This window comes from Micromonospora chalcea (assembly GCF_028768405.1).
Classification (GTDB): Bacteria; Actinomycetota; Actinomycetes; order Mycobacteriales; family Micromonosporaceae; genus Micromonospora; species Micromonospora chalcea.
In genome coordinates this window covers 2,545,874-2,569,102 of the sequence record NZ_CP118233.1, presented here as the reverse complement: position 1 = coordinate 2,569,102, position 23,229 = coordinate 2,545,874, and the positions used below count along the sequence as shown (strand labels likewise).

General features: G+C 69.3%; 19 protein-coding genes. 2 read left to right on the top strand and 17 right to left on the bottom strand.

The features are described 5' to 3' along the window. Positions 1 to 402: 402 nt before the first annotated feature. Positions 403 to 2,487 carry an acetate and sugar kinases/Hsc70/actin family protein gene (locus tag PVK74_RS10790; RefSeq protein ID WP_274479009.1) on the bottom strand — a complete coding sequence of 695 codons (2,085 nt, stop codon included), beginning with the start codon at positions 2,485 to 2,487 and terminating at the stop codon, positions 403 to 405. A gap of 124 nt (positions 2,488 to 2,611) precedes the next feature. Here PVK74_RS10790 and PVK74_RS10785 point away from each other — a divergent pair, with 124 nt between their 5' ends. Beyond that, positions 2,612 to 5,272: an AfsR/SARP family transcriptional regulator gene (locus PVK74_RS10785; protein WP_274479008.1), complete on the top strand. Its 2,661-nt coding sequence runs from the start codon at positions 2,612 to 2,614 to the stop codon at positions 5,270 to 5,272. A gap of 111 nt (positions 5,273 to 5,383) precedes the next feature. On the opposite strand, the gene PVK74_RS10780 is transcribed toward PVK74_RS10785, so the two are convergent. From PVK74_RS10780 to PVK74_RS10765, 4 genes are read right to left on the bottom strand one after another with little or no spacing between them, the layout of a single operon-like run. Continuing rightward, positions 5,384 to 6,391 carry a hypothetical protein gene (locus tag PVK74_RS10780; protein WP_274479007.1) on the bottom strand — a complete coding sequence of 336 codons (1,008 nt, stop codon included), beginning with the start codon at positions 6,389 to 6,391 and terminating at the stop codon, positions 5,384 to 5,386. After that, positions 6,388 to 7,038: a hypothetical protein gene (locus tag PVK74_RS10775; RefSeq protein ID WP_274479006.1), complete on the bottom strand. Its 651-nt coding sequence runs from the start codon at positions 7,036 to 7,038 to the stop codon at positions 6,388 to 6,390. Before PVK74_RS10775 ends, PVK74_RS10780 begins: the two co-directional genes overlap by 4 nt. Next, a complete protein-coding gene (locus PVK74_RS10770) occupies positions 7,035 to 7,787 on the bottom strand; it encodes a hypothetical protein (protein ID WP_274479005.1) in 753 nt (250 codons plus the stop codon). Before PVK74_RS10770 ends, PVK74_RS10775 begins: the two co-directional genes overlap by 4 nt. A 51-nt stretch (positions 7,788 to 7,838) precedes the next feature. Continuing rightward, a complete protein-coding gene (locus PVK74_RS10765; RefSeq protein ID WP_274479004.1) occupies positions 7,839 to 8,795 on the bottom strand; it encodes a DUF4365 domain-containing protein in 957 nt (318 codons plus the stop codon). An 87-nt stretch (positions 8,796 to 8,882) separates the two neighbouring features. Between PVK74_RS10765 and PVK74_RS10760 the strand changes: the two genes are divergently transcribed. Next, entirely contained in the window at positions 8,883 to 9,662 is a 780-nt protein-coding gene (locus tag PVK74_RS10760; protein ID WP_274479003.1) for a hypothetical protein, read from the top strand. Positions 9,663 to 10,138: 476 nt separating this feature from the next. Here PVK74_RS10760 and PVK74_RS10755 read toward each other — a convergent pair whose 3' ends face one another. The 12 genes from PVK74_RS10755 to PVK74_RS10700 all read right to left on the bottom strand — a co-directional run bounded on the left by PVK74_RS10755 (position 10,139) and on the right by PVK74_RS10700 (position 23,186). After that, positions 10,139 to 11,164 (bottom strand): C40 family peptidase, encoded by a 1,026-nt coding sequence (locus PVK74_RS10755; protein WP_274479002.1) that lies wholly within the window; start codon positions 11,162 to 11,164, stop codon positions 10,139 to 10,141. Between the two features lie 497 nt (positions 11,165 to 11,661). Further along, positions 11,662 to 11,991, bottom strand: a complete 330-nt coding sequence (locus PVK74_RS10750; RefSeq protein ID WP_274479001.1) for a hypothetical protein — start codon at positions 11,989 to 11,991, stop codon at positions 11,662 to 11,664. 94 nt (positions 11,992 to 12,085) lie between these two features. Then, positions 12,086 to 12,523: a hypothetical protein gene (locus PVK74_RS10745; RefSeq protein WP_274479000.1), complete on the bottom strand. Its 438-nt coding sequence runs from the start codon at positions 12,521 to 12,523 to the stop codon at positions 12,086 to 12,088. Beyond that, positions 12,520 to 12,948, bottom strand: coding sequence for a hypothetical protein (locus PVK74_RS10740; RefSeq protein WP_274478999.1), 429 nt, complete (start codon positions 12,946 to 12,948; stop codon positions 12,520 to 12,522). The genes PVK74_RS10745 and PVK74_RS10740 overlap by 4 nt, the downstream gene beginning before the upstream one ends. A gap of 98 nt (positions 12,949 to 13,046) precedes the next feature. Next, a complete protein-coding gene (locus tag PVK74_RS10735) occupies positions 13,047 to 14,036 on the bottom strand; it encodes a DUF932 domain-containing protein (RefSeq protein ID WP_274478998.1) in 990 nt (329 codons plus the stop codon). A gap of 75 nt (positions 14,037 to 14,111) precedes the next feature. Next, a complete protein-coding gene (locus PVK74_RS10730) occupies positions 14,112 to 15,335 on the bottom strand; it encodes a MarR family transcriptional regulator (protein WP_274478997.1) in 1,224 nt (407 codons plus the stop codon). 184 nt (positions 15,336 to 15,519) lie between these two features. Beyond that, complete coding sequence (locus PVK74_RS10725; protein WP_274478996.1) at positions 15,520 to 16,113, bottom strand: hypothetical protein; 594 nt, start codon at positions 16,111 to 16,113, stop codon at positions 15,520 to 15,522. A 13-nt stretch (positions 16,114 to 16,126) separates the two neighbouring features. Next, positions 16,127 to 16,858: a hypothetical protein gene (locus PVK74_RS10720; RefSeq protein WP_274478995.1), complete on the bottom strand. Its 732-nt coding sequence runs from the start codon at positions 16,856 to 16,858 to the stop codon at positions 16,127 to 16,129. Positions 16,859 to 16,952: 94 nt separating this feature from the next. After that, on the bottom strand, positions 16,953 to 17,642 hold the full coding sequence (locus tag PVK74_RS10715; RefSeq protein WP_274478994.1) for a hypothetical protein: 690 nt from the start codon (positions 17,640 to 17,642) through the stop codon (positions 16,953 to 16,955). 309 nt (positions 17,643 to 17,951) lie between these two features. Continuing rightward, the gene (locus PVK74_RS10710; protein WP_274478993.1) at positions 17,952 to 18,809 is read right to left on the bottom strand and encodes a replication-relaxation family protein; all 858 of its coding nucleotides are present in this window, start codon (positions 18,807 to 18,809) and stop codon (positions 17,952 to 17,954) included. Between the two features lie 208 nt (positions 18,810 to 19,017). Beyond that, a complete protein-coding gene (locus tag PVK74_RS10705) occupies positions 19,018 to 21,486 on the bottom strand; it encodes a type IV secretory system conjugative DNA transfer family protein (protein ID WP_274478992.1) in 2,469 nt (822 codons plus the stop codon). Continuing rightward, entirely contained in the window at positions 21,483 to 23,186 is a 1,704-nt protein-coding gene (locus PVK74_RS10700; RefSeq protein ID WP_274479265.1) for a VirB4 family type IV secretion system protein, read from the bottom strand. Before PVK74_RS10700 ends, PVK74_RS10705 begins: the two co-directional genes overlap by 4 nt. Positions 23,187 to 23,229 lie beyond the last annotated feature (43 nt).

Here is a 23,229-nt window from a genome sequence, read left to right as displayed (position 1 = left end):
TAGAAGTGCGCGCGCGGCGACCTGATTGAGATCAGGCTGATCCGTTGGCACGATTACAGTTAGTCGTCGGGGGTCCTGTTTGTGTGTTGCCTGTTCGCTGGGGTAATTGTATTCGGGGTCATGGGAAATCGGAAAATCTGGTTTTTGTGATGCCATAGGCGCTCCGAGGGGTAATGGCCATCGTTTGATTGGCCTGACACGAGATGTTCATCGGGTGCCTTCCTTTCGTGGGCTTGACTACTTCTGAGATGGAATTGCCCGCAGAGCGTGAGTTCTGTGGGCTCGTCGCTATACGACGACATGGAGGCATAGCGAAGCCCCACCGAGAACTCGGTGGGGCTTCGCTGTTGGAGCCGATACCCGGCTATCCGGTCACAACGGCTCGTAGCTCAGCTGCAAACGTCACGTGGCTTGTCCGTCGATGACGCGGCGTAGCGCTCGCCCGGTGGCTGGGAAGGCGAGCCGCAGCGTGTGTGCGGTGAGTTGGATGCCCCACCAGGTGAGGGCGACGAGGTATCCGACGATCAGCGCGCTGTTGGTGTCGTAGGTGACGACGATGGCGTAGCCGATGGCGAGGCCGGGTGCGGTGATGGCGCGGGCGGTGCGGCTTCGAATGGCGGTCAGGGCGGTGGCGACGCCAATGAGCGCGGCTCCGGCGCTGGCCATGAGGCCGGCCATGCCGGTCACGTCGACCGGTGGGGTGATCGTGAGAGCTGCGCGCATGAGGTAGATGCCGGTGGTGCCGATGGCGGCGGGCAGGATCGCCGGCCGGGCACGCGCGAGCCAGGCGGGCAGAGCATCGGCGGGGATTCGCGGTGCGGTGGCGGCGATGACGGCGGCGCAGACTGCGACGGGTAGCGCGGAGCCGAGTGTCCATTTCAGGTACGGGCCGTAGTCGAATTCGACAGCGGTGCCGGTCGCGAGGCCGTAGAGAGCGGCGGCGATTGCGCCGCCGACGGCGGCGGCGAGATATCCGCGTCGGATGAGGCTGCCAGTCGCGGGTTCAGGTGTGGACGTGGTGGGTGCGCCCGCGAGCCAGGTGGTGGGGGCGAGGTGCGCCATGGCGAACGCGGTGAGCATGGCGAGCGCGCCCGCGGCCCCGAGCTCGGGTAGGGAGAGGCGGACACCGACGACCCGTAGAGCGTAGGTGGTGGTGATGTCTGCGGTGAAGATGGCTTGCAGGAGCAGGGTGAGGGAGCAGGCGCCGAGCAGGATGGCGCTGGTCAGGTCCCGGATGCGGAGCCGGACGCGTGGTAGTTGGGTGTCGGCGGCGGTGGCTGTCGCCTGATGGTGGGGTGCGGTGAGGGCCAGGGCGCCGTCGGCGAGGGCGTGGGTGTGGCCGGTGAGAGTCGTCGGCGCCAGGCCGGTAGCTGCCGTGAGCCGGTCTCGCAGGCCCGGGATCGCTTCGGCTTCGCGGTGGATTACACCGCCGAAGTGCTGACGGTCCACGTCGGCCGCGTCGAGGATGTCCTGCACTGCGGCGTCCACCTCGTCGAGGAGGGGCTGGGCGGCGGCGGTGACGTCGTCGCGGGTGATGACGGCGGGCTTGCGGGGTGCGGGCAGGAGAACTGGCGCACGGTCCTGGACGGTCAGGAGTTGCCTGGCCTGACGAACGGACTCCAGCAGCTCTCCGCTGCCTTGTGCAGGCTGGGCTGTCTCGGCTCGTAGGGGGTCGTCGTCCGTCGTGCTGGCGTCAACGATCCGCTGGGCGAGAACCTGGTCCAGGTCCCGGGTCGGGTTGATCGATCGGGTCGCGAGTTCGCGGTATCCGTCGGGGTCGACCTGGAGGACCGTCAGGGTGACTGGGTGCTGGTCGGCCTGGCAGATCAGCAGGCACGAGCCGTCCGGGGTGATGCCCTCGTGGGCCCTGGTGTAGGCGGCGAGTGCTGCTGGTGCGGTGACCATGGCGGGGGCGGGCAGGCCGGCGCGGGCCGCCGCGTCGGTGAGGTGTCCACGTCGGCGCGGTCCCCAGCCCGAGGGGATGGTCACGGTGAGGGCGGCGACGGGTCCTCCGGCCTGGCGGGCGGCCTGGTCGGCGACGTGCCACAACTGCCCGGCGATCAGCTGCACCACGTCGACCGGTGGGACGGTGTCGACGCCGCCGAGCAACTCCAGCGGTTCGCGGGTGAACTGGTAGCCGGCTGAAGGCTCGGGCGGCGCCGTTACGCCTACGCGCAGGTGGCCGGCGGGGTCGAGGGTGATGCCGTGCGGCATGACGAGGCGGCCGTTGAGCATGACCGGGATCCGGGTGCCGTGCCGGTCGATGGTGGCGGCGATGGCCGACGAGCTCAGATCGATCGACAGTCGGATGCCCCCGCTTGGCATGTGCGGCAGTCTCTCCCGAGGAGGGAGTAGACCGTCAACCAACGTCTCATCGAGTGATCCTTTGTGCGCGCATGGTGAGAATCCTTCTCCACGGGATGGCCGCCGATACGCATCGTCGTGTAAGCGAGAGAAGATCAGCGTCAGGCACGGGGGGAGGGACACAGTGCCGCAGGAGTCCCCGGATCGAGGTGACCGGCTCGCCGAATATGTGCGTCCCACGGTCTACACCCCACGCGTACCGTCACCGTCCCGCCGCCCAGCAGGGCGGGCGGGGACCGTGGGCCGGGTGATCCGTGCTGTTCTGGGCGCGGTGGTCTTCCTGGGCGGAATACCCGCGCTGCTGTTGTTCCTCGGCGGGAACCCCGTACGACGGTTGCCGTCGTGGACGCAGGTTGCGGCGTGGTTCGATCAGCCGCGCGGACGGTTCACCCCGAACGTTCTTACCGGCGCGGCCATCTGGGCGCTGTGGCTGCTGTCGGCTGCGCTGGCGCTGCTGTTGGTCGCCGAACTGCTCGCGCTGGTGACCCGCTGGCGGATCCCAGTCCTGCGGCTTCCCGCACCGCTGCACCGGCTCGTGTTCGGCCTGGCCGGCACCGCGGCGATCGCCGTCACCTCCGTCGGAACTCTCAACGTCGCTGACGGCGGCGACAGGTCGCCCGCCGTGCTCGCCTCGACCGACGATGTGGGGGTCATTCCTCGGCAAGCCGTTGCGCGAGGACCCGCGCTGATCCAGGTCGCCAACACCCGCTACATCTACACCGTCGAACGACACGACACCCTGTCCAAGATCGCCAAGGAGTGGCTCGGCAACGCGGACCGGTGGCCGGAGATCTGCCGCCTGAACAAACACCGCCACTTCCCTCGAATCGGCGGCACCCTACGCGACTGCGACCTCATCTACCCCGGCTGGGAACTGCGCCTCCCTACGGACGCCCACCCACCCGAGAGTGCCACGCCGGTGCCCCCGACCTCGTCTCCTCCGCCGCCACCGGCGACCGTCACTCCTTCGCCATCGCCGAGCGTCGCGCCGGACGCGCCCAGCCCCACCGTGTCGCCCACGACGACCGAGCATGAAGCAGCTGTCATCCCCGACAGCACTCCACCAGTAACCCCCAGCGCACGAAAGCCCGCCCCTTCTACCGAGCCTGCGACCCCCATCCCCACCATCACGGCGTCGCCGTCCACCTCGCCAACTGTGAGCGGCCGGCGAAGCCCGGCCGTGGCAACCGACGAGCACGGTGTTCAGCTGTCACCAGCAAACTGGCTGCCCTGGTCACTCGCCGCCGCGATTAGCGCCGCCGCCGTGCTGGTCTGGGCACAGCGACGCCGCCGCTACACCGGTAAACCTGACGACGACCCGCCCACCGAGCTACCGCCGCCGGTGGTCGAGCTGCGCCGTGCCGTGGTCCGCAACCCCGAGCTGCCGCGCCCCGACGCCGACGACACCGAGCCGCCCGCGCTGGTGTCTGACATCGCCCCGCTGCCAGCCGGCGGTACCGGAATCGTCGGCGACGGCGCACCCGCCGCCGCCCGCGCGATGCTCGTTGCCGCGCTGGCCTCCGGCGGCCCGCAGCACCCCGACGCACGCGGTGAGGTCGTTATCGACGCCGCCACCCTGGCCACGCTCCTCGGCCCGGAGGTGGTGACCCTCGGCCCGTGGCCGCGCCTGCACGTGGCCGACAGCATCGACGATGCGCTCACCGTGGTTGAGTCCCGGCTGCTGCACCGCAGCCGCATCCTGGACGAGCACGCGCTAACCGACCTGGACGAGTTGCGGCGGACCGTGCCCGACGAGGAAGCGCTGCCGCCGGTCATGCTCATCACCGAGACCCCGCCCGCGGGCGCCCGCATGCGCGCCAAAGTCGCCCTCGCATTGGGCGAGGGTCTGCACGTGTCCGCACTGCTGCTCGGCGAATGGGCACACGGCGCCACCGTTGAGGTCGCCCCGGACGGACACACCAAACTCGTATCCGGGCAGCCGCCTGAACCAGTGCCGCCGCGCCTGCCCGTGCTCGAACCGGCCACAGCGATCCAGATCCTGACCACCCTGCGCGAAGCGCAGACCGGTGAACCACGCGCCATTGCCTCACCAGCCGTACCGGTCACGGTCGTTCCCCTGCACGCCAGCCGCGTACAGAACACGCCCGAAGCCACCGACCTGCCTGCCCCGGCCACCAACAAGCCCGCCGCCGACACCACATCGAGACGGGCGCGGCTGCGCGTGCTCGGCCCGCCGCGCATCGAAGACATCACCGCGGAAGGCCGGCCGCTACGAGCCAAAGCCCTGGAACTGGCGGTGTACCTCGCCGTCCACCCGGACGGTGCCACCACCCGCGAGATCGGCGAATACCTCGAACCCGACGCCCGCATCAGCCAAGCCGACCAACGCGTACACACCAACGCCTCGAACCTGCGGCACGTACTCGGCCGCGCCGGCACCGCCGAAACGAAGAACGCCTACGTCATCAAATCCGCCGGACGGTACCGACTCGACCCCGCCACCGTGGACGTCGACGTGTGGACCCTCCGCGACCTGATGCGCGCCGCGACCATCGCAACCGAGCCGCGCCGCCGGGAACTGCTCACCGCCGCATGCGACCTCTACACCGCGTCCCTCGCTGAAGGACAGGACTACGAGTGGTTGCAGCCGCACCGCGAGACGGTCCGCCGATGGGGCACCGAAGCCCACCTGCTGCTCGCCGACGACCTGCTCGACCACGACCCGCAGGCCGCATCCGACCTCCTCGACAAGGCCATCGGACTCGACCGGTACAACGAGGCCCTCTACACCAAGGCGATGCACGCCCGCCACGCCCTGGGCGATCCCGACGGCATCCGCACCCTGCTGCGCGCCCTGACCAAAGCCCTCGCCGACCTCGACGCCGAACCTCAGGATGAGACCGTTGACCTCGCCACCGAGCTCCGCAGCCGCTTGGACGAGAAGTGACCACAGGCTCTGGCCCAGCGCCGTCTGCGAAGAAGGGTGCTCGCGCTTGGCCTCGTCTCGGTACGGTGGCGGGCAGTCGCCGCGCATCTGTGGCCGACGATCACCCGTGGCTCACCATGCGCCCGTGCGGGAATCCAAGTAGTCATCGGATGGCGGGGCGTCGGCGCCGAGTTGGAGGCCGATCTGCAGCGAGATCCTCGCCAGCGGCGACAGCGCGGGGAAATCGCCGTCGAACCGCCATGGACGAATTTCTCGCTGCCGCATGATTCGCGCGGATATGGCTACTGCGCCGGCCAGGTCCAAATCGATTAAGTCGGTCTGGGCACGGCCGGTCGACCAGTGGTGGTCATCAGCTGTGGCGAGCTGCAGTTGCCGGCTGTGCGCCTCAGCGAGCTCGGCGATGATCCGTGCCAGTTCGCGTCTGATCCCTTCGGCGTCGGATTCCAGGTGGCTAAGCAGGCTACCGAGCCGCCACCAGGTCGAGAAGGGCTGGGACGTCACGCCGACCGCCGTCGTCTGGTGCGCCTGGGGCGCCTCAGCCAGCCGCGACCGTAGGTCGGTAGCGTCGGGGGCCGCCGTGAGCAGTAGGTAGCGCTGCTGCGCAGGCGTTGCAAGTGCTGCCGAGCCGAGCAGCCCGGTGTTTGTGATCTGGGAATCGGACAGCAGGGCGTCGACCTGTTCGGCGGCCGAGACCGACCGTTCCCTGTCTCCCGCCGCAGCGACGGCTAGGAAGTCACCGAATGGCAACCCGAGCTCACTGTAGCCGCGGCTGGCCTCCAGCAAGGTCGCCCGGCCAGCTTGTGTTTGGAGGAGCAACTCAGCGATTGCGGCGTTTCGCAATGCGTCCGCGACCTCGGCCAGCCGCACCCAAGGCCCCCCGCCAAGGGGTCGTTGGATCTTCCGCAGACGTTGACCGACTGCCCCTGCCTCCTTACCTATGAGGTTGATGACGCGGGGGCCAAAGCCTCCGGGAGGGCGATCCCGCATCAACTCAGCCAAGTCGCGTACGTCGAACGGGGGCTCTTCCAACTCTGCGTATGCGCGATAGAAGCGGGCCCGAGCCGCGACCGTGGCCGGATCGAGCCGCAGCGCCTCCCACAATCGCTCCGGTAGCGTCACAGCATGCTCCGTTCCGCAAGCAGCGCCGCAGGATGACAAAAATTGAGGTTCAGCAGGAGGTCGGTGAGCCTTAGCCGACCATCCGGTGCAGGCTCGTATCGCTCCGCGCACAGGATCTGCGCGGATGGGACATGCAGCTTGGCCGCCACCTCGCCCTGCCAGTACCAGCCGGAGTATGCGCGGCCATGGTTTAGCTCCCGAATCTCTTCGGCAACCGTCGGGATCCGGACGGCCGGGTTGGCACCCACAACCACGTAGCAGTAGAGGACCCAGCCGGGGCACGCGGGCATTTCCGGATCCGAGTAGTCCGTGGTGGCGAATTCCAGAGCGGTGCGAAGCGCGCGATGGGTGATGTTGGTCTTGGCCGCCACGTCGCGGTCGACGCAACCGGCTGACAGTGATATAAAAGGAGTTACCTCGCAAAACTTCCGGCCCGTATTCGGTTCCACGCTGCTAAAGCTGTTGACGTGGCGGTCCAGGTTCTCCTCGGTGAGGCGCCACATGGCGTCCCCCACCGGGAAGGGCACACCCATTCGCGAGTACGACTCCCAGTCACGGCAGAGCAGGCCCGTCGGAGCGGTGAGCATCTGCTCGATGTCTTCTCTGTCGAGTTTCGCCAGCCCCTTGCAGCACCATTGAATGATCATCTCAAAGCTTCCTTCGGTGCAGGCTGTGTGCCGATTTCGGAGCCGAGCGCCGCGGTCAGCGATTGGTACCGCTCCTTGATCACATCGGGCGGGGTCTGGTCGGCTTCTTGTGTGAACATCGCATCCCAGGTGGCTTCCCAGTACTCGGTGAATGCCTTCACGCGGCTTCCGTGCTGAGACATAAGCCCCGTACGTAGCTGTGCGCTGGAGCCGGGGACCACAAACGTCTTGAACAGAGCTGAGATGAACGCGTCGTACGCCGCTATTGCCGAGGTCGAAAAGAATGGGCTGTTGGCGTGGAAAAGTCGATCGAGTTGCCGCTTACGTAGCAGGATCTCGGGCGGCGAAAGCTCCTTCCAGTTGCCCACCCACGTGAAGTAGCAGAACAAGTCGTTGAGATCAGGCAGGGCAGCAGTGAGCAGCTCGATGCGCTTCTCGACCAGCTTTTGGCTGAACCACTGCCGATTCTCGGCACGCCTCAACGCGCGGCTGAACACAGCAGCTAACACGGCAACGGCGACCGGAACCATGCCGCCGATGACGAGCTTGGCGACCTCCAGGCTGTTCCACACCGAAGCGGCGAGCACGTGCAGCTCCCTCCCGTCACTGTCGACGGTGGCATCGTTGCAGATCGCTTCTGTCGCGTCATCCGCCGCAAGTACGCACCCGTCGGTCCCGGACGCCGGCATGCTGCAAAGCAAGACCAGCCTCAGGTGGCCGCCTGTGTCCACGATGCTGTAGGCGGGCATGAGGCAGTGGCCCAGGACAGGCTCAAGCTGGCTCTGATGAGACCTCCGGCTCTATGTCAGTAGCCGCCGGCCGTCTGTCCCGAACCTATCCACCACCAGGAACGCCTTGCCCAGCTCGTTGAGCGTCAGCTCCAGCCGCCAAAAGTCCACCTCGCCCGAGGGGCTGGCGTAGGGTCGCAGTCCCGGGGCCAATCTTCTGCTGCGCCACTGGTCGAAGTCCTCGGTGACGAAGCGGTCTCCCTCGTTGTCGTAGATGACGCACTCGGCCTCGTACTGGTCGTACTCGGCGTCCTCGTACGTCTCTTCATGCACTTGCACGTCGGCCCATGCGAACATCCGGGGGACCGCCTCGGCGTAGCTGGCGAGTCCGAGGAACACGCCCCAACTCGCCAGCTCCTCCGGCTTTTCGCCGTCCTCTTTGTCGACACCCAGAGAGATATCGCCGCGTCCGGACGTCTTGTTGATCCACTCTTCGATGTCCACGACGAGTCGTTTGCCACTGGCCAGCATCTCCATCCAGGGCTTTGCCAGCTGCAGTTGGCGGATCCGCAGCACGTAAGGGTCGCCCTCAGCGGCCTCACGGAGCGGAGCCGCCGCACTGGCATCCAGCACTTGGGCTTCCGGCACGAGCAGCTTCCAGCCGCCAGTGGACGTCTCCTGAAGCGTCCGGCGGTTCATCAGCTGCCAGTGGCAGCGCTTGGTCCCGGGGTGGTAAAGCACTACCGCAACGGGCAGGGAGTGGTTGAGCCAGTACGTAACATGCTCGGCGTCGGGCCGGAACCACCAGCCGCCCGGCGCGGCCTGCTGGAACCAGCTCTCACCGCTCTTGATTTGGAGAGCCAGCAGCCGCCCGCGCACGTCTTCGCCGTCCACTACCTCAATCTGCGCGTCAATGCCGTAGTCCTCCGTGGGCTGCTCACGGAACAGCCACTTCAGCTCATCCTCGACGGCCAGCTTGGTATGGGTCACGCCGGCGCTGGCGACCGTGGCGGAAGGTTTGCGACGCATGCCCACATCTTCCCTGCCGAATGACACGCTTTGGCACCGGCCGCCCAGGCAAGCGGAGCCGTCGCCGTCCGTGCTACTCCGAGTCCCGTGACCATGGCCTCCCTCCGCTACCTGCCGCTCGGGCAGATCCATGTCTCCTTCACGGATGTCCACCTGGCGCCCGGTGTCGCCAACCATCGCCTGGTCCTGCCGGTACAGGTCACCGGCACCTGGCTGGACGCCAAGGACCCGCAGAGCAATGCCCAGGCGCTCCTCACTGGCACTGTCTGGACTGAGCAGCCGTCCTTCCGCTGGCTGGCCGGACTGGAGCCCCAGGTCGTGACCCTCCACGGCTACGCTGCGGGGGAAGAGCTGGCGGTCTCCCTCACCGACGACCAGCTCATCGCCCTAGAACGCGCCCGAGCCCTGGATGACGTCGTCCTGCGCTTCAAAATTCAGGCCACCCTCCTGGCACCGCCCCACGGCGTCCATCCGGTGACCCACGAGGAGCTGCAGGTGCGCGTCGCCCGGACACGGTGGCTGGAGCTGATGGACCAGGTCGGTACGGAAGTTGGGGTGCTGGTCCGGATACCCAGCCCGCTGACCGACTCAGCCCTTACCCCGCCGCCGGCCGCCTCCGATGACTTTGCGGCCTCGCTGGCTCAGGCCGCCGCACGGTTGCGCCAAGCGCGGGCCGAGCTGCGGGACCAGCAGTGGGAAGCACTGTGTGGCCACAAGCCGGAGAGTGCTGGAAAACATCTCCCGGTTGGTCAACTTGCCTTCGGCCAAGAGCGTGGTGGACACCCCGGCAGCTCAACGCACTCAGGACCAACGCTGGGCGGCCATCTATTGGGACGTCAAGAGCATCGCCAGTGCCGCCCACCATGACGACAGCACCACCGAGGGCTTCTCCTGGAGCCGCGCGGACGCCGAGGCCATCTTGGCGGCTACGGCCGGGTTGCTGAGGAGGTATTGCCAGCGCTAATGCACTGTTGCTGTCACCAGCCACAGCAGGCTGGTCACCAGGATGATGCCTAGCACGGCGTTGCCCGGTTGCACTGGGTCCTCGAGACCGCTTGGGCGCTGGCATGCGGCCCAAGCGCCAGCGGCGCTCGGTGCAGTTTCTCGTTCAGGCCGCCGGTAGGCCGCCCACACCGGCGTGATGGGGGCAGACCAGCCCGCACTGTGTCGTCGTTCAGCTCCAGCCGCATGCCGTTCGGCTTGTTGCTTGTGATCGTCTCGAAGTCCGTTGGGAAGTGGGTTCCTGAGCGGCATGTCCAATAGGGTCAGCGCCAGCGCCGGACACCGCGTCGAAGAACCCGTATGGCCCTCTGCGCGAACGGCGTCTGCTCGCGGTGATGCAATCAATCCGCTTCAACGATGCGACGAAGCGCTGCGACCTGGTTGATCCAACTGCTCAGCCGAGTGATCTTGACGACGTCGCCGGTCTTCGGGGCATGGATGATGAGCCCGTCGCCGAGATACATGCCGACGTGACGCGGGTTGGCCACGGTGCCTTCGCTGCCCGGGATGAGGATGAGGTCCCCGGGCAGCAGAAGCGCCGGGTCGGCCACGGGCTTTCCGGCCTTGACCTGCTCGGTCGTGACCCGGGGGATGGAGATGCCGGCCGCCCGGTACGCCGATTGCATGAGTGACGAGCAGTCGCATTGCTTGTCGGGGACGCCGGAGTGCGGGTCGGCGCACGATCCGCCGAAATGGTACGGGGTGCCGAGCTGGTTCACGGCCCAGAAGATGGCGGTCGTGACGGCGGGCGGTGTGTTGGCGGGGAGCGCGAACCCTTGCGGAAGGGCGGCGAGCGCGTCGGTGGCGCAGTCCGCGAGGGTGCTGGTCAGCTGTTCCACCAGGTGTAGGGCGTCGTCGGTCCACTTCGTGTACCCGTCGGGGAAGGCGGAGACCTGGACCGCCTGCGCGGCCTGGGTGAGCGGCATCGATTCCCAGCCGGGGATGGTCAGGAGCTTGTCGAAGAATTTGCCTGCCTGGTAGGTGGGCTCGGACAGTTGCGCGAGGGTGCCCCAGCCTTGGCTTGGGCGCTGCTGGAACACGCCGATGGAGTCGTGGTCGTTGCGGTCGCCGAGGTGGGGCCGGTTTAGTAGGCCGGATTCCTGCATGGCGGTGGCGACGGCGACGACCCAGCCCCAGCGGGATACGCCTTTGGCGACGCCGACATCGATGATGGTGGCGGCGATCTCCAACTGTTGGGTGTCCCAGGTACCGGCGCCGGGCGGCTGCCCGGAGGGGCGCACGGCGGGCGCGGCGGCGATGCCGCACCCGTTGGGGCCGCCGCCCATGACGGCCGACAGCAGCAGCATGGGCAGCCCGAAGCAGGCGACGATGACGACGGTGACAACTCCGATGATGACCTTGGTCATGGTGATTGTCCTTTCCGTTGAAACGAAAGAGGCCGACCTGCGCCCGGGTGCCCGGCCGGCGGAGGTGGAGCGGTGCTGCGGGTTACAGGCGGTGGATGAGCGGCAGCAGCCCGGCGTGGGTGTCGTGGAGGAAGTCGGTGATCAGGTTGGCGGTCTCGAAAGCGGGTGGCCGACGTCAACGGGGTGGCGTAGCCCCAGTCCCAATGGCCGGGTTCCAAGCCGGGCACGTACCAGAGCGCTCCGTGGCAGTCGAGGAACATGGCGCCGTTGATCTGTGGGGCGCGCAGGGTCATGGGCTGGCTGGCGCAGGTGGCCAGGCAGTGACAGCCCGGGTCGTTGTAGGTGGAGCGCGGCTGGCCGTGGTGAATCGGGCAGCGGCAGTGGCAGTCGCGCGCGTAGGCGCTGCGGTAGGTGCGGTACATCGCTGTCTCCTCTGGTCGTGGAACACAAAAGGGCCGTGGGCCGCCCGCGTGGGCGGCCCACCTTCAGCTGTCGGGTCAGGTGATGGATGCCTGGAGTACGTGGGCGGCCTGGCGTAGCAGGTGCTCGATGACGCGGCTGGCGTCGTAGATGTCGTGCCGGCTGTCGATTTCTCCGGCGTATGCCCAGTCGAAGGTGCCGTTGGCCATGGCGGGGACGTGCCAGAGGTCGCCGCCCTGGTCGAGGAACAGTGCGCAGGCCCACGGGTCGGCCAGCAGGGTGAGGGGTTGGGTGGCGCAGGTGATGGTGCAGGCGCAGTCGGGCGCGTTGTAGGTGGTGCGCGGCAGGTGGTGGTGGACGAGGCAGCGGCAGTCGCAGAGCCTCTGCCACGGTGGCGTGTATGCCATGAGGTCTCTCCCGAGGCGTGGATGTGCGTACGCCTCGGTCGCCGCCGGCGGTGGGCAGCTTCCGAGGCGTACGGGGTGGGTGGGTGTCAGGTCGTCATGAGGGCGGCGGTGGGGTGGTGGCGCCGGGTCCCAGGAGGACGTTGTCCTGGATCTGGCGGGTTTCCTCGGCGGTGAGCAGGTAGGCGGGCAGCCGCGGTACGTGCTCGCGCCAGGCGCGGTAGAGGCGGTGGATGCCGTCGATGAGCAGCGGGCTGGGTGGGTGCCCGGTGACGTCGAGTTGGGCGACGATCAGGGGTTTGGTCAGGTTGGTGGTCATGGCGTAGGCCCGGTTGAGGCCGGTGCTGGTCGGGCCGATGAGGTTGACCGCCTGCTGGTGCGGGTCGTCGAGGCGGGTCAGGCCGTAGGCGGTAGCCCAGGTCATGACGTCGAGGGGTCGGGTGTCGCGGGGTGTGGTGGCGATCAGCGCTTCGGCGGCGTCGATGGAGAACACCAACGGGCCGAAGTGGAACCACTGCGGTCGGGGGTCGGTCACTGTCCGCCTCCGTCCCTGGTGAGGCGGGTGTAGATCGCGACGCACCGCAGGATCAGCTCGTGTGACGGCAGGGTCAGCAGCCGCTGCCGCTTGTCGTCACGAAGCCGGTCCCAGATCAGGACCGTGACGGAGGCCGACCACACGTCCACGAGGACGCCGTCGATCTTGAGGTGCTGGCGGTCGGCGACGATGCGCCGCAGTGTGTCGATGTGGGTGGCGTCTCCTGGCGGGTGGTTGGCGTCGTCGGGCCAGGAGGCGTCGGGGAGCAGGGTGTAGCAGTCTTCGCAGGTGTAGTCGATGCGCGGTGGGTCCTCGGTCTCCCACCGTCGGACGTCGGTGGCAGGCAGTCCGCATACCGACTGGCGCAGGTCGCGGGGGTGGCGGATGTGGCCGCTCATCGGCTGCCCGCCCCGTCTGATCCCCACCTGGTCGTGCTCGGCTGTGCCATGGGGCGTGTCCCTTCCTTGCGGGGCGGGGCGGCGGCACGGGTGACCGCCGCCCCGGTGGTGTGGACGAGGTGTGGTCAGACCTTGAGCAGGTCGAAGGCGGTCACCTTCAGGTCGCCGACGTTGCCGGTCAGCACCCGGTTGGCGCGGGCGATGGCGTTCTTGGCGGGCCGGTAGTGGTCGAGGTATTCGGTGATGGCCTGGTATCCGGCCCACCGGCTGCCGGTGATGGCTTTCTGGGTGTCGGCCTCGCGGATCAGGTACTTGAGGGTGCCGAGGCGCTGCTTGGCGTTGTTCTTGGTCTGCTCGGAGGCGTTGTCCTTGACCGGCCACACCTGCGCCACGACCTTCTCGAACTCGCGCATGGTCAGCTCGGTCTGCAGCATCCGTTCGGCGGCCTTCTCGAAGGTCTCCATGTACTTCCACATCAGCCCCAGAGCTTCACGGGCCTGGCTGATCTGGGAGTTGATGTTGGAGGTGTGCCGGAACGTGTAGTGCCCGACCGAGGTGGCGAAGGCGGCCCGTTGGGTGTTGGCGCACACCACCCGGATGGGGCTGGCGTCCACCCGCAGCGCGGCGGTGCCGTCGTGGGAGGTGGTGCCGATCAGGTAGAGGTCCAGGCGGTCCACCCCGGCGATCTCCATCGCCGTGGGCAGCTTCATCGTGACGAACACGCTCTTGCCCCGGCGCAGGCTGCCGGCGGTCTCGAAGTGGGCACCACCCACCTCATCCACGAGGCGGTCCAGCATCTCGGCGCACTGCTCGTTCTGGACCACGGTGTAGTCGGTGCCGACGATGCCCAGATACTCCGTGACGCCGGTGACCGGGTTGCGGCGTACGGTCATCCGCTTGTCGTCGGCGGGGATTTGCACCTCGACGCCGTCAACCACGTCGATGCCGACGGTGCGGATGGTGCGCACGCCCCAGTCGCCGAGCCGGGCGGCGGCCATGATCTCCTCGGCCTTCATCGTGTCCTGGGTGACGGTGCCGAGCTGGTGCCAGGCCGACAGGCGGGCGCTGGCGAAGGCGGTCGTTCCGTCCGCGAACGTCTCCAGTTCGTGTGCCACGGGTTTCTCCTCTCGATGCGGCTGCGGGGGCCGAGCGCACGGCTCGGCCCCCGCGATGGGATAGGGATTGGTGGGTCAGGACTGCTCGGTGCCGCCCGCGTCGGCCTCGGCGGCGGTGCCGCTCTCGGCCGGTGCCGGGTAGGCGAAGGTCAGCGGCGTGTCGGAGACCAGGAGGATGCGGCCCGCGGCGGCGGCCTTGGTGCAGTTGTTGCGCACCGCCCCGGAGCTGACCGTGCGGCCGAACTGTGTGCCGATGGCGGTGGCGATGTCCTGCGGGGTCATCGCCTTGCCGGGGTTGGCTGCCAGGACGTCGAGGGTCAGGCGCTCCAGCTCGCCCCGGGCGAACGGCTGGCTGCCGTCGGCGTTGACGGTCACGTCGCTGCGCCGGCCCACGCTCCTGGCGACGCCCGGCGTACGCGGGACCGTGCGGGTGGGCAGGGTGACGACGTGGGTCTCACCGTCCGGGCCGACGACGTGCAGCGTGCCGTCAGACCGGATCAGCGGCAGCACCGCCGATGTGGCGCTCGGCGTGCTCGCCAGCCCACGGATGACCTGGTAGCACAGCGGGCAGCGAGGCGGCTCCGGGTTCGGGTCGACCTCGCTGGCCTTGGTCGGACCCGGGATCCACCGCTCCGGCAGGCCGGGCAGGCGGCGGGCGGCGTCGGCCTGCTCCATCGCGGTCAACAGTCGGCTAGCGGTCGCGTGACCGATCCCGCTCTCGGCCACGATCACGTCGAGTGTCGCGCCCTCGTCGCCGTAGTCGGCCAGGACGCCCTTGATGGCCATGACCTTGCGGTCACCCGGACGCGCCGGCTGCACAACGACCGTCCGACCCTCGCCGTCCTCGCCGTCCTCGCCGTTGTCCGAGTCCTCGTCGCTGGTGTCGTCCCGGTCGGTGTCGTCCTCCGCCTCGTCGGTCTCCTTGTCTGCGTCGCCGTCGACCTCGTTGCCGGGCTGGTCGGCCTGCTCGGTGTCCGGCTCGTCGGCCGCTTTGTCGAGGTCCGGGTTGGCGAGCTGCTCGGTCTCGTCCGCGCCGGCGGTGTGCTCGTCGCCGAGGTCGGCGTCGGTGGCCTCTGCCGGGGTCGCCAGGGTCCACCGGGTCGGCGTGCCCTCAACCGGGTCGGCCCCGGTGTCCACCGCGACGATCACCCCGGCATCGGCCAAGGTCTTGATCGCCTTGTCGGTGGTGGACCGAGCCTTGCCGGAGCGGTCGGCCAGCTCGTGGATGTTGCCCTGACCGAGATCGGTCAGGGCGTCGAGGACGGCCTGCGTGGCAGGCGTCAGGGACAGGTTTTCCATCAGGTTCCCCTCCTTGGGAACGTGGGGTTGGGGATGCCCGGCACGCCTGTTGTGCCGGGCGGTGGTGCGCCGGGGCGCGGGGCAGCGGTCAGCGCGGCAGGCGCGTGGAGCGGTGCGCTGCCGTGCTGGGTGCTGCTGGATTGCGGCCCGATGGCCTTGGGGCTGCGTGATGCAGCCGAGGGGGTTAGTGGCCGGATGCGGTGGGCTCGTCGGCCGCGGACTGCAGGATGTAGAGCCCGCCCTCGGCAGGGTCGCGGTAGATCCCGGCGTTAGCGTGCGACAGCCGCAGTGGGGCGACGCTGCCAGGCAGGCGGAGCTTGGCGTCGGACTCACCGACCTGTACGCGGCTGGTCCGCCCGGCGAGCTGCTGCTTGCGGCAGGAGTCGGTGTGGGGCAGGACGACGAGGACGGTGTCGCCGGGGTTGATGTAGCGCCGCCGCAGTGACCGGCCCGGGTTCGCGTCGGCGTACTTGGCGCGTGCGGGGTCGTCGATGAGGGTGTCGATCCAGTTGCGGGCGTACCGGTACTCGCGGGCCAGCTCCCGGATGGTCTCCACGGGGCCGGCGACCGTGCTGGTGGAACCACTCAGGTCGTCCTCGTTGATCAGTAGGGTGCGCAGCCGGTCCACCGCCAGCAGCAGCTCGGTCCGCAGGTGCCGCAGTGTGGCGGCGGCCTCGGGTAGGTGCGCGGCGGCGGGGATGGGGTCGGCGGCGTGCTGGTCGAGGGTGCGGCCGGTGGTAAGGGCGACCCACCGGCTGATCGTGTCGAGGTGCAGCATGAGATCCCCCGGCCTAGCTGATGAGGTGGGCGAGTTCGGCCGGGGTGAGCTGGGCGGGGGTGCGGTTGCGCCAGGCGTCGGAGTGGCGCAGGTGCCACCAGCGCAGCAGCGACCGGCAGGCCGAGGCGAGGTCGCCACACACCGGCAGCGGGTACGCCATCCCGGACGTGATCTGGCGGTGCTTCGCGTCGGTGTACGCGGTCGGCGCCCACCCCTGGTCGGTCTCGGTGACCTCCCCGACGACGCGATCCGGGTAAGGGACGTCGAAGGCGCTGGCGGCTTCGGCATCGGGCACCACCAGCCAGGTGCGCGGATCTTTGAGTCGCAGCGTCGCCACGCCCCGCTCGGGTGAGGCCGGGTACAGCAGCATGTGCCGCTCGTTGCCGTCGTGGATTGGCCGGTGGTTGCGCCACGCCTTGTAGGCGGTGATGAGCATGGCCCCGAGTGCGGTGTGCCGCTCGAGGGCGGTGAGCACGTCGGTGAGGGCCTGCGGGTAGCCGGCCACGTGCACCTCGGCGCGGGCAGCGAGCCCTTGCCGGGAGGCCGTCGCCAGGTCAGCCAGCCGGGCGAGGTCCTGGTCCAGGAATTCCGTGCTATCGGTGAAATCGCGGGCGGTCCTGTGCAGGATGCGGGCGAGGTCGCCGATCGGGTCGAGGGTGGCGGTGTCGTGGCGCCACAGGCGCTCGGGCAGGACGTCGTTGGTGTCGGCGGCGATACGCCGCAGTGCCGGATCGGTCAGGAACACGGGAATCTCCTTTGGGACGAGGGTTGTGGGCATGCCGAAGGCCGGTCGCAGCGGGGGCTGTGACCGGTCCTCGGGTGCTTCAGGCGATAGGTGGTTAGGCGATGGCGACGGCGCACAGCCGTGCGGTGGAGTGGAGGCTGCGCAGGTAGCCGCATGCCTCGTTGAGGAAGCGGAACCGGTCCGCGACGGAGTCACTGGCCGGGGCGATAAGGCGGCCGTCGGTGGTGATCAGCGCGTCGCCGATCAGCGCGATGCGCCAGTAGAGCCCGACGTAGGTCGCTTCGCCGGCCTGGTAGACGGACAGCTCGTAGGGGTCGAAGTGGTGGGCGAGCATCGCCAGGACGCGGGGCTGCTGCTCGAAGCGGCGGCGGGCCTCGTTCAGGGTGACCTTGGCCGGGTCGGCGTGGTGCTGGGCGAGGTAGTCCTCCCACGGGCGGGCGGGCCTGGTGGTGGCGTTGATGTGGGTGTTCCAGGCACACCAGCGCAGGGCGGCGTCGTTGGCGGCCTTGGCGGCGGTGCCGGTCAGGTCGAGGCGGCTCTTGCGGCCTCCGGCGGCCAGGGTGACCGCGCCGAAGCGGCGGGCGGCGTCGAGCAGGTAGTAGCCGAGGAACCGGGTCAGCCAGCCGATGAGGCGGCGGTGGCGGACGTGGTAGCGGCGGGCCGGGGTGCCGTTGGCGTGCAGGAGGTCGTGGACCTTCTCCGAGGCGGCGAACCAGTCGGCGTCCTCGCCGGGGGCGAAGCAGACGGTGACGACCCTGTCGGTGAGCAGGGTGGGCTTGGGCATGGTGGGGTGCTCCCTTCGCGAAAGGAGTGGGTTGGGGGTGTGCGGTGGCGCCACCGGATCGCGGCGTCTGGACCGGGGAAGCTGCCGTGAAGGGCGCGGGTCGTGGATCACGAGCCGACCGCAAAGGGTGGGCTGTGGGTGATCTTGCGGGCGCGGGCAGATCCGAGGAGGAACAGACGGGCGGCGGAGCGAGCAAAGAGAAGAAGCTGCACCGTAGCTTCGTGACCTGACAGCACCAGCCCTGTCAGGAATCACGACCACGTCTCTGACCTGCGCTGACAGGATTCGCCACGAGCCTGCCAGGGTCTGTCAGACCACGAAGACGCCGTCGTCGTCGTAGTTCGGGTTGTCCGCCACGGGCTGCCCGTGGTCGCTGGGCAGCTCGGCGAGCCGGACCCGGCCGGTGGCGCCACCCGGCAGCCAGACCGCTTCGGCGGGCTCGCTGGTGTGGGTGGCGGTCGCGTAGGGGACGTCGCCGCGCCGGCCGTGCAGGTGCTGGTGGAGGTGCTCCTCGCGGTGTTCGCTGCCGAGCCAGAACAGCACCGGGTAGCGGGGGCCGCCGCGCCGGATCAGCTGCGCGTACCGGTCGAGCTTGGTCACCACCCGGCTCCGCAGGGGTTCGGTGCCGGTGTCGGCCTCCAGAAAGAACCCCACCGTGACGTCGCCAACGCTCCACAGGCCGTGCCCGTCGGCGGTGATGGTCCGGAACTGCTTGGTAGTCAGCGTCTCGGACCACCACCGCTCCAGCCGCGCCTCGTCGTATTGGCGGGCGTGCGCGGACAGGCGGACGAAGAACTCGTTGGCCGTGAGCAGGTGGGGCAGGTGCGGATTGGCCGACAGCCGCTGCACGGTCTGCCGGCTCGACCGGAGGGTGGGCTCGGGCCGCTGGTGGGCGGCGGCTTGGAACCGGTGCCCGTTGTGGCCGAGCGTCCAGTGCCACGGTTGGCTGCCGCCGCCGGCGCGGGCGAACCGGAACCGGTCCAGCAGGTTTAGGGCGGCCAGCTCACCGAGCCGGATCTGACAGGTCCGGCGGGCGTGGAACAGCATGCGGTGGATCTGGTCGGTGGTGAGGACCTGGTGGTCGTCGAGGAGCTGGAGCAGCAGCCGGTCACGGCTGGTGATGTGGGGATAGATGGCTAGCAGGTCAGCAGAGCGCGATTGCGGCATAGATGGGTCACCCCCGTGGAGAGAGAATCCCGTAGGGAGTCTGGATAAGTCGATCTTGGGATGGGGCTTGCCGTGGGGCATGTTTGAGCAGGTCAGGCACCTAACAGACCGGGTGGAGGGGGCTCGTCTGGGGTCTCGTGTCGTAGACACCCCCAGACGAGCCCCCGATGCCGCACCCAGCCGAGCCCCCGAACGAGCGGCTCGGATGTCAGCGGTCGCGGGAGTTCATGCGCCGCTTCATCGCGGTGCGGGCGAGCTGCTGCATCGGCGGCTCACCGTCCGTGCGGTCGTGGGCGGCGGCGCACTCCTGCCGGATCGCGGTCGCCTCGCCGACGACCGGCGCCGACGGGTTGGTGACGAAGGTGAACGCGGGTAGTTCCCGGTTGCCGACCAGAAGCCGGGCGGTGGCGGTGTAGACGTCGAGGTGGGCGAGGTCGTGCTCGTCCACCTCGGGTCTGGTGTGCCGGGACAGCTCCCTGGCGTCGGCCGGGTCAACGTTGAAGAACACCTTGCTGCGCGCGTTGGCCGACACCGCCGCCGCCACGTCGTTGGGCAGCTGCGCCAAGTCCTGGTGCGCCAGCACCAACCCCAGCCGGAACCCCCGCGCCTCGGCCAGCATGTCCCCGACACTGCTCGGCAACGTCAAGAAGTTCTGGCACTCATCCACGAACAACGTGGCGTCTTTTCGCTGGTCCTCGGGGATCGAGGCTCGAGCGATGGCGGCCTGCCACACCCGGGCAACGATCAGCGAGCCGAGGATGCGGCTGGTCTCCTCACCGAGGATGCCTTTGGGTAGCCGGCACAGCAGGACCCCGCCGTCGAGGATCTTGCCCATGTCGAAGGATGAGTGGGCGTTGCCGATCACCGACTTCACGAAGTCGCGCAGCAAGAACGCCCGCAGCCTGGCGAGCACGGGGGCGATGACCTGGCCTCGGAACTGCTCGTTGATGCCGTCGTACCAGAGCCAGAACCCGCCGAGCCCGTCCGGGTCGTCCAGGCCGTGGGTGAACCGGCCCCGGAACTCCCGGTCCTGCAACAGCGACGGCACCAGGCTCAGCGTCGGTTTCGCGTGCCGCATCAGCGTGAGGCAGGCCACACGCATGGTGTCGTCCATGCGCGGACCCCACTGACCTTGGAAGATCTTCGCGAAGATCCCCACCAGGTTGTCCACCGCCAGGTGCCGATCGCCCTGGTCGTCGAGGGGGTTGAAGCAGGCCGGGTTCTCCTGGTCCGGGTCGATGATCACGATCTTCTGCGCGTACGACGCCGGGAGCCGGTCGAGGATGTCGGTGATCAGGTCCCCGCGCGGGTCGATGACCACCGTCCCGCGCCCGGCCTTGACGTCCCCGAGGATCATGTTCAGCAGCAGCGTGGACTTGCCGACGCCGGTCTTGCCGACCACGTGCACGTGCTGCCGAGCGTCGATGACGGTCAAGCCGACGCTGTGGTGGCCGACCTGCGACCGGCCCAGCACCTTCACCCCACGGCCGCCGGACGGCACCTGCACGGGCGCCGGCACGGCCTTGGCCCGCGCCCGATCCAAGCCCGGCACCGCGAGGTCTTGCGGCAACGCGGCGAGGGCGGCGAGTTCCGGCACCGTGGCCAGGAACCCCCGTCGCAGCCGCCGTCCGGCGAGCGTGGCGACCGGTTGGGGCATCTTCATCCGCCGCAGCCGGTTCGGGCCGGTGTACGCCGCGGCGGCCGAGGCGATGGTGTGCCCCAGCCCGACGAGCCGCTCACGGATCTGCTTGGCCCGTTCCTGGTCCGGTGGGGTCTTGTCGGGGTCGGTGGCGACGGCGAACCGGACCGCGATCTCGAAGTGCGGCACCCGCACGGCCTTGTCCACGACCGTGCGGGCGTCGGCGTTGGCCACCGGGTCCCGCTCGGCCGCCCGCCCCGCCGTGACCGGGGTGCGGGGCCGGGCCGGGCCGGGCGTGAACGCATCCAGAAGCCACAGCAGAGGCTCGATGGCCAGCCCCGCCGCCCCGGAGAGGGCGCGGGCGGCCACGTCGGGCCGCCCGTGCGGGTGAGTGCTGGTGCTCGCCGCGCGGCGGGCTGCGCGGACGCGGCGGGCGTGTGCTGGGCGGGCGAGGATCTGCACGCACGCGTGCTCGCGATGGTGAACCTCGGCCCCGGCGGCGAGCAGCGCCCGCAGCGGGTCGGTGTCGTGCTCGGTGCGCAGCGGCAGCACGTCGGTGTGCTGCGGCCAGTGCGCCCCACCCACCTCCTCGCCCACCTCGCCTGGGATCGGCGCGGCGGCATCGGTGGTCGTTATCGTCGCGGCGGGCCAGGCCGCCCGGACGGCGGCCTCGACTGCGCCGGGTGGCACCGTGCCGGGCACCCACACGCAGATGGTGAGGGCGCGGCCGGTCCAGGTGTACTCCCAGGCGACGTGCGGGTAGCCGAAGACCCTGCGCCGCCACACTGACGGTGTCAGCACGCCCATGAGGGTGGTCCAGAACGCGGCGGCGGCCTCGGCGGTGGCCTCGGGTGGAGCGGCGATGGTGAGCCACCGCGCGCCGGCCGCGAACCGCCGGTGCCTCCACGCGAGGAGCTGGTCGTGGGCGAACACCGTGCCGACGATCGCGGCGGCGGCGAGGAGGCCGAGCCACGGCCGGGCGATCACCCACTGCCACACCTCGGCGGGCCATGTTGGAGTGGTAGTGGTGGTGGTCATTCGTCCTCCCCGATACCCGTGACGGCGATCCGATGCTCTGCGGCCGACCCCACGGCACGGAAGGGGATCCGGCTGCGCCCGGCGACGAGCAGGCCCTCGCCTCTGGGCGCCGACAGCAGCAGCCGCGACTCCCCGGCGGTCAGGCTGAACGCCTCGCTCACGGCGTCGATGGACTGCGTGCTCTGCCGCATCAACACCTGGGTCGCGGCGTTGGACACGACAGCGAGACCGAGACCGGTCGACAGCACGTCGGCCGCGTCCTGGGTGATCACACACAGCCCGGCGGATCGTTTGCGGGCGGCCTTGGCCATCCGGAACAGGAACCGGCTGCCTTCGCCGTCGCGCATGAGCAGCCAGGCTTCGTCGACCACGACGAGCTGCCGCCGCCGGCGGGCGCCCGTGGTCGAAGTGTCGATGCCCGACCAGATCGAGTCGAGGGCCAGCAGCGTGCCTACGGTGCGCAGCTCGTCGGGCAGGTGCCGCAGCGACCACACCACCAGGTGCCCGGTCGGGGTGGTGGTGGTCGGCCCGTCGAACAGGCTGGCGAAGTTCCCTACCGTCCACGGGGCGAGCCGCGCGGCGAGCTGCCCGGCGGCCGGGTCATCGTCGCCCGCCAGCATCTCGGCCAGGTCGCGCAGCAGCGGCGCGGGCCTGGTCCACGTGTGTGGGTCGCCGTTGATTCCGGCCTTGTTGTAGGTGGTGGTGATGGCCCGATCGAGGGCGGCGCGTTCGGCCGGCGGCGGTGCCGCGCCGAGCATGACCGAGATGAGCGTGTGCAGGTACAGGCCGCGCCGGGTGAGGGTGTCGGGCCTGTTGTCGGAGGGCAGATCGAGGGGGTTGATGCGGACGCCCGGTTGGCCGAGCTGCACGACGGTGCCGCCGACGTGTTCCGCGAGGGGCGTGTACTCGTCCTCCGGGTCGATCACGCTGACGGTCGTGCCCTGGTAGAGGTTGCGCAGGACCTCCAGCTTGACGAAGTACGACTTTCCGGCGCCGCTGCGGGCCAGGACCACGGAGTTGTGGTTGTCCTGCGCCCACCGGTTCCAGATCAGCACCCCGTTGCTGGTGGTGTTGACGCCATAGAGAACGCCCTCGGGTGGGGCGACGACGCCTGGGGTCGGGGCGGCGAGGTCGGCCGAGGCGAGGGGGAACGCTGCGGCGAGGGCGGTGGTGTCGAGGATGCGCCGCATCCGCAGCGGGTCCACGCCGACCGGCAGGGTGGCAATCCAGCCCTGCTGGTGGCGGAACGTGGCCGGTTGCAGGTCGAGGAGCACGCTGGCGGCGGCGGACTTCACGCCGGCGGTGACGGTGGCAAGTTCGTCGAGGGTTCGGGCGTGGATGGTCACGTAGATGCCGACCTCGAACAGCTTTGCCGCCCCGCGGGCGACGCGCTCGGCGAGGTCGGCGGCATCCGCCGCTGCTGCCTCGACCATCGGGTCCCCCAAGCGGCCTTGGTCGGCCTCTAGGCGGCGGGAGGATTCGAGGCGGGCGCGCTGGCGCTTGAGCATCGGCGCGGCCAGCTGCGGCGCGACGGGGTCCAGGTGCACCGCGACGTCGACCCGTCCGGGGTAGGACAGCAGCGGGTCCAACCAGGCGGGGCCGACCTCGGCCGGGTAGCCGCACACCGCGTAGGTGGCGGCGTATCCGTCGCCGACCTGCACGTGTGATGGGGTGACCGACAACGCGGCCGGGGAGGGCATGCCCTCCCCGGCCGCGACTCTCTTCTTCTTGGGCGTCAACAGG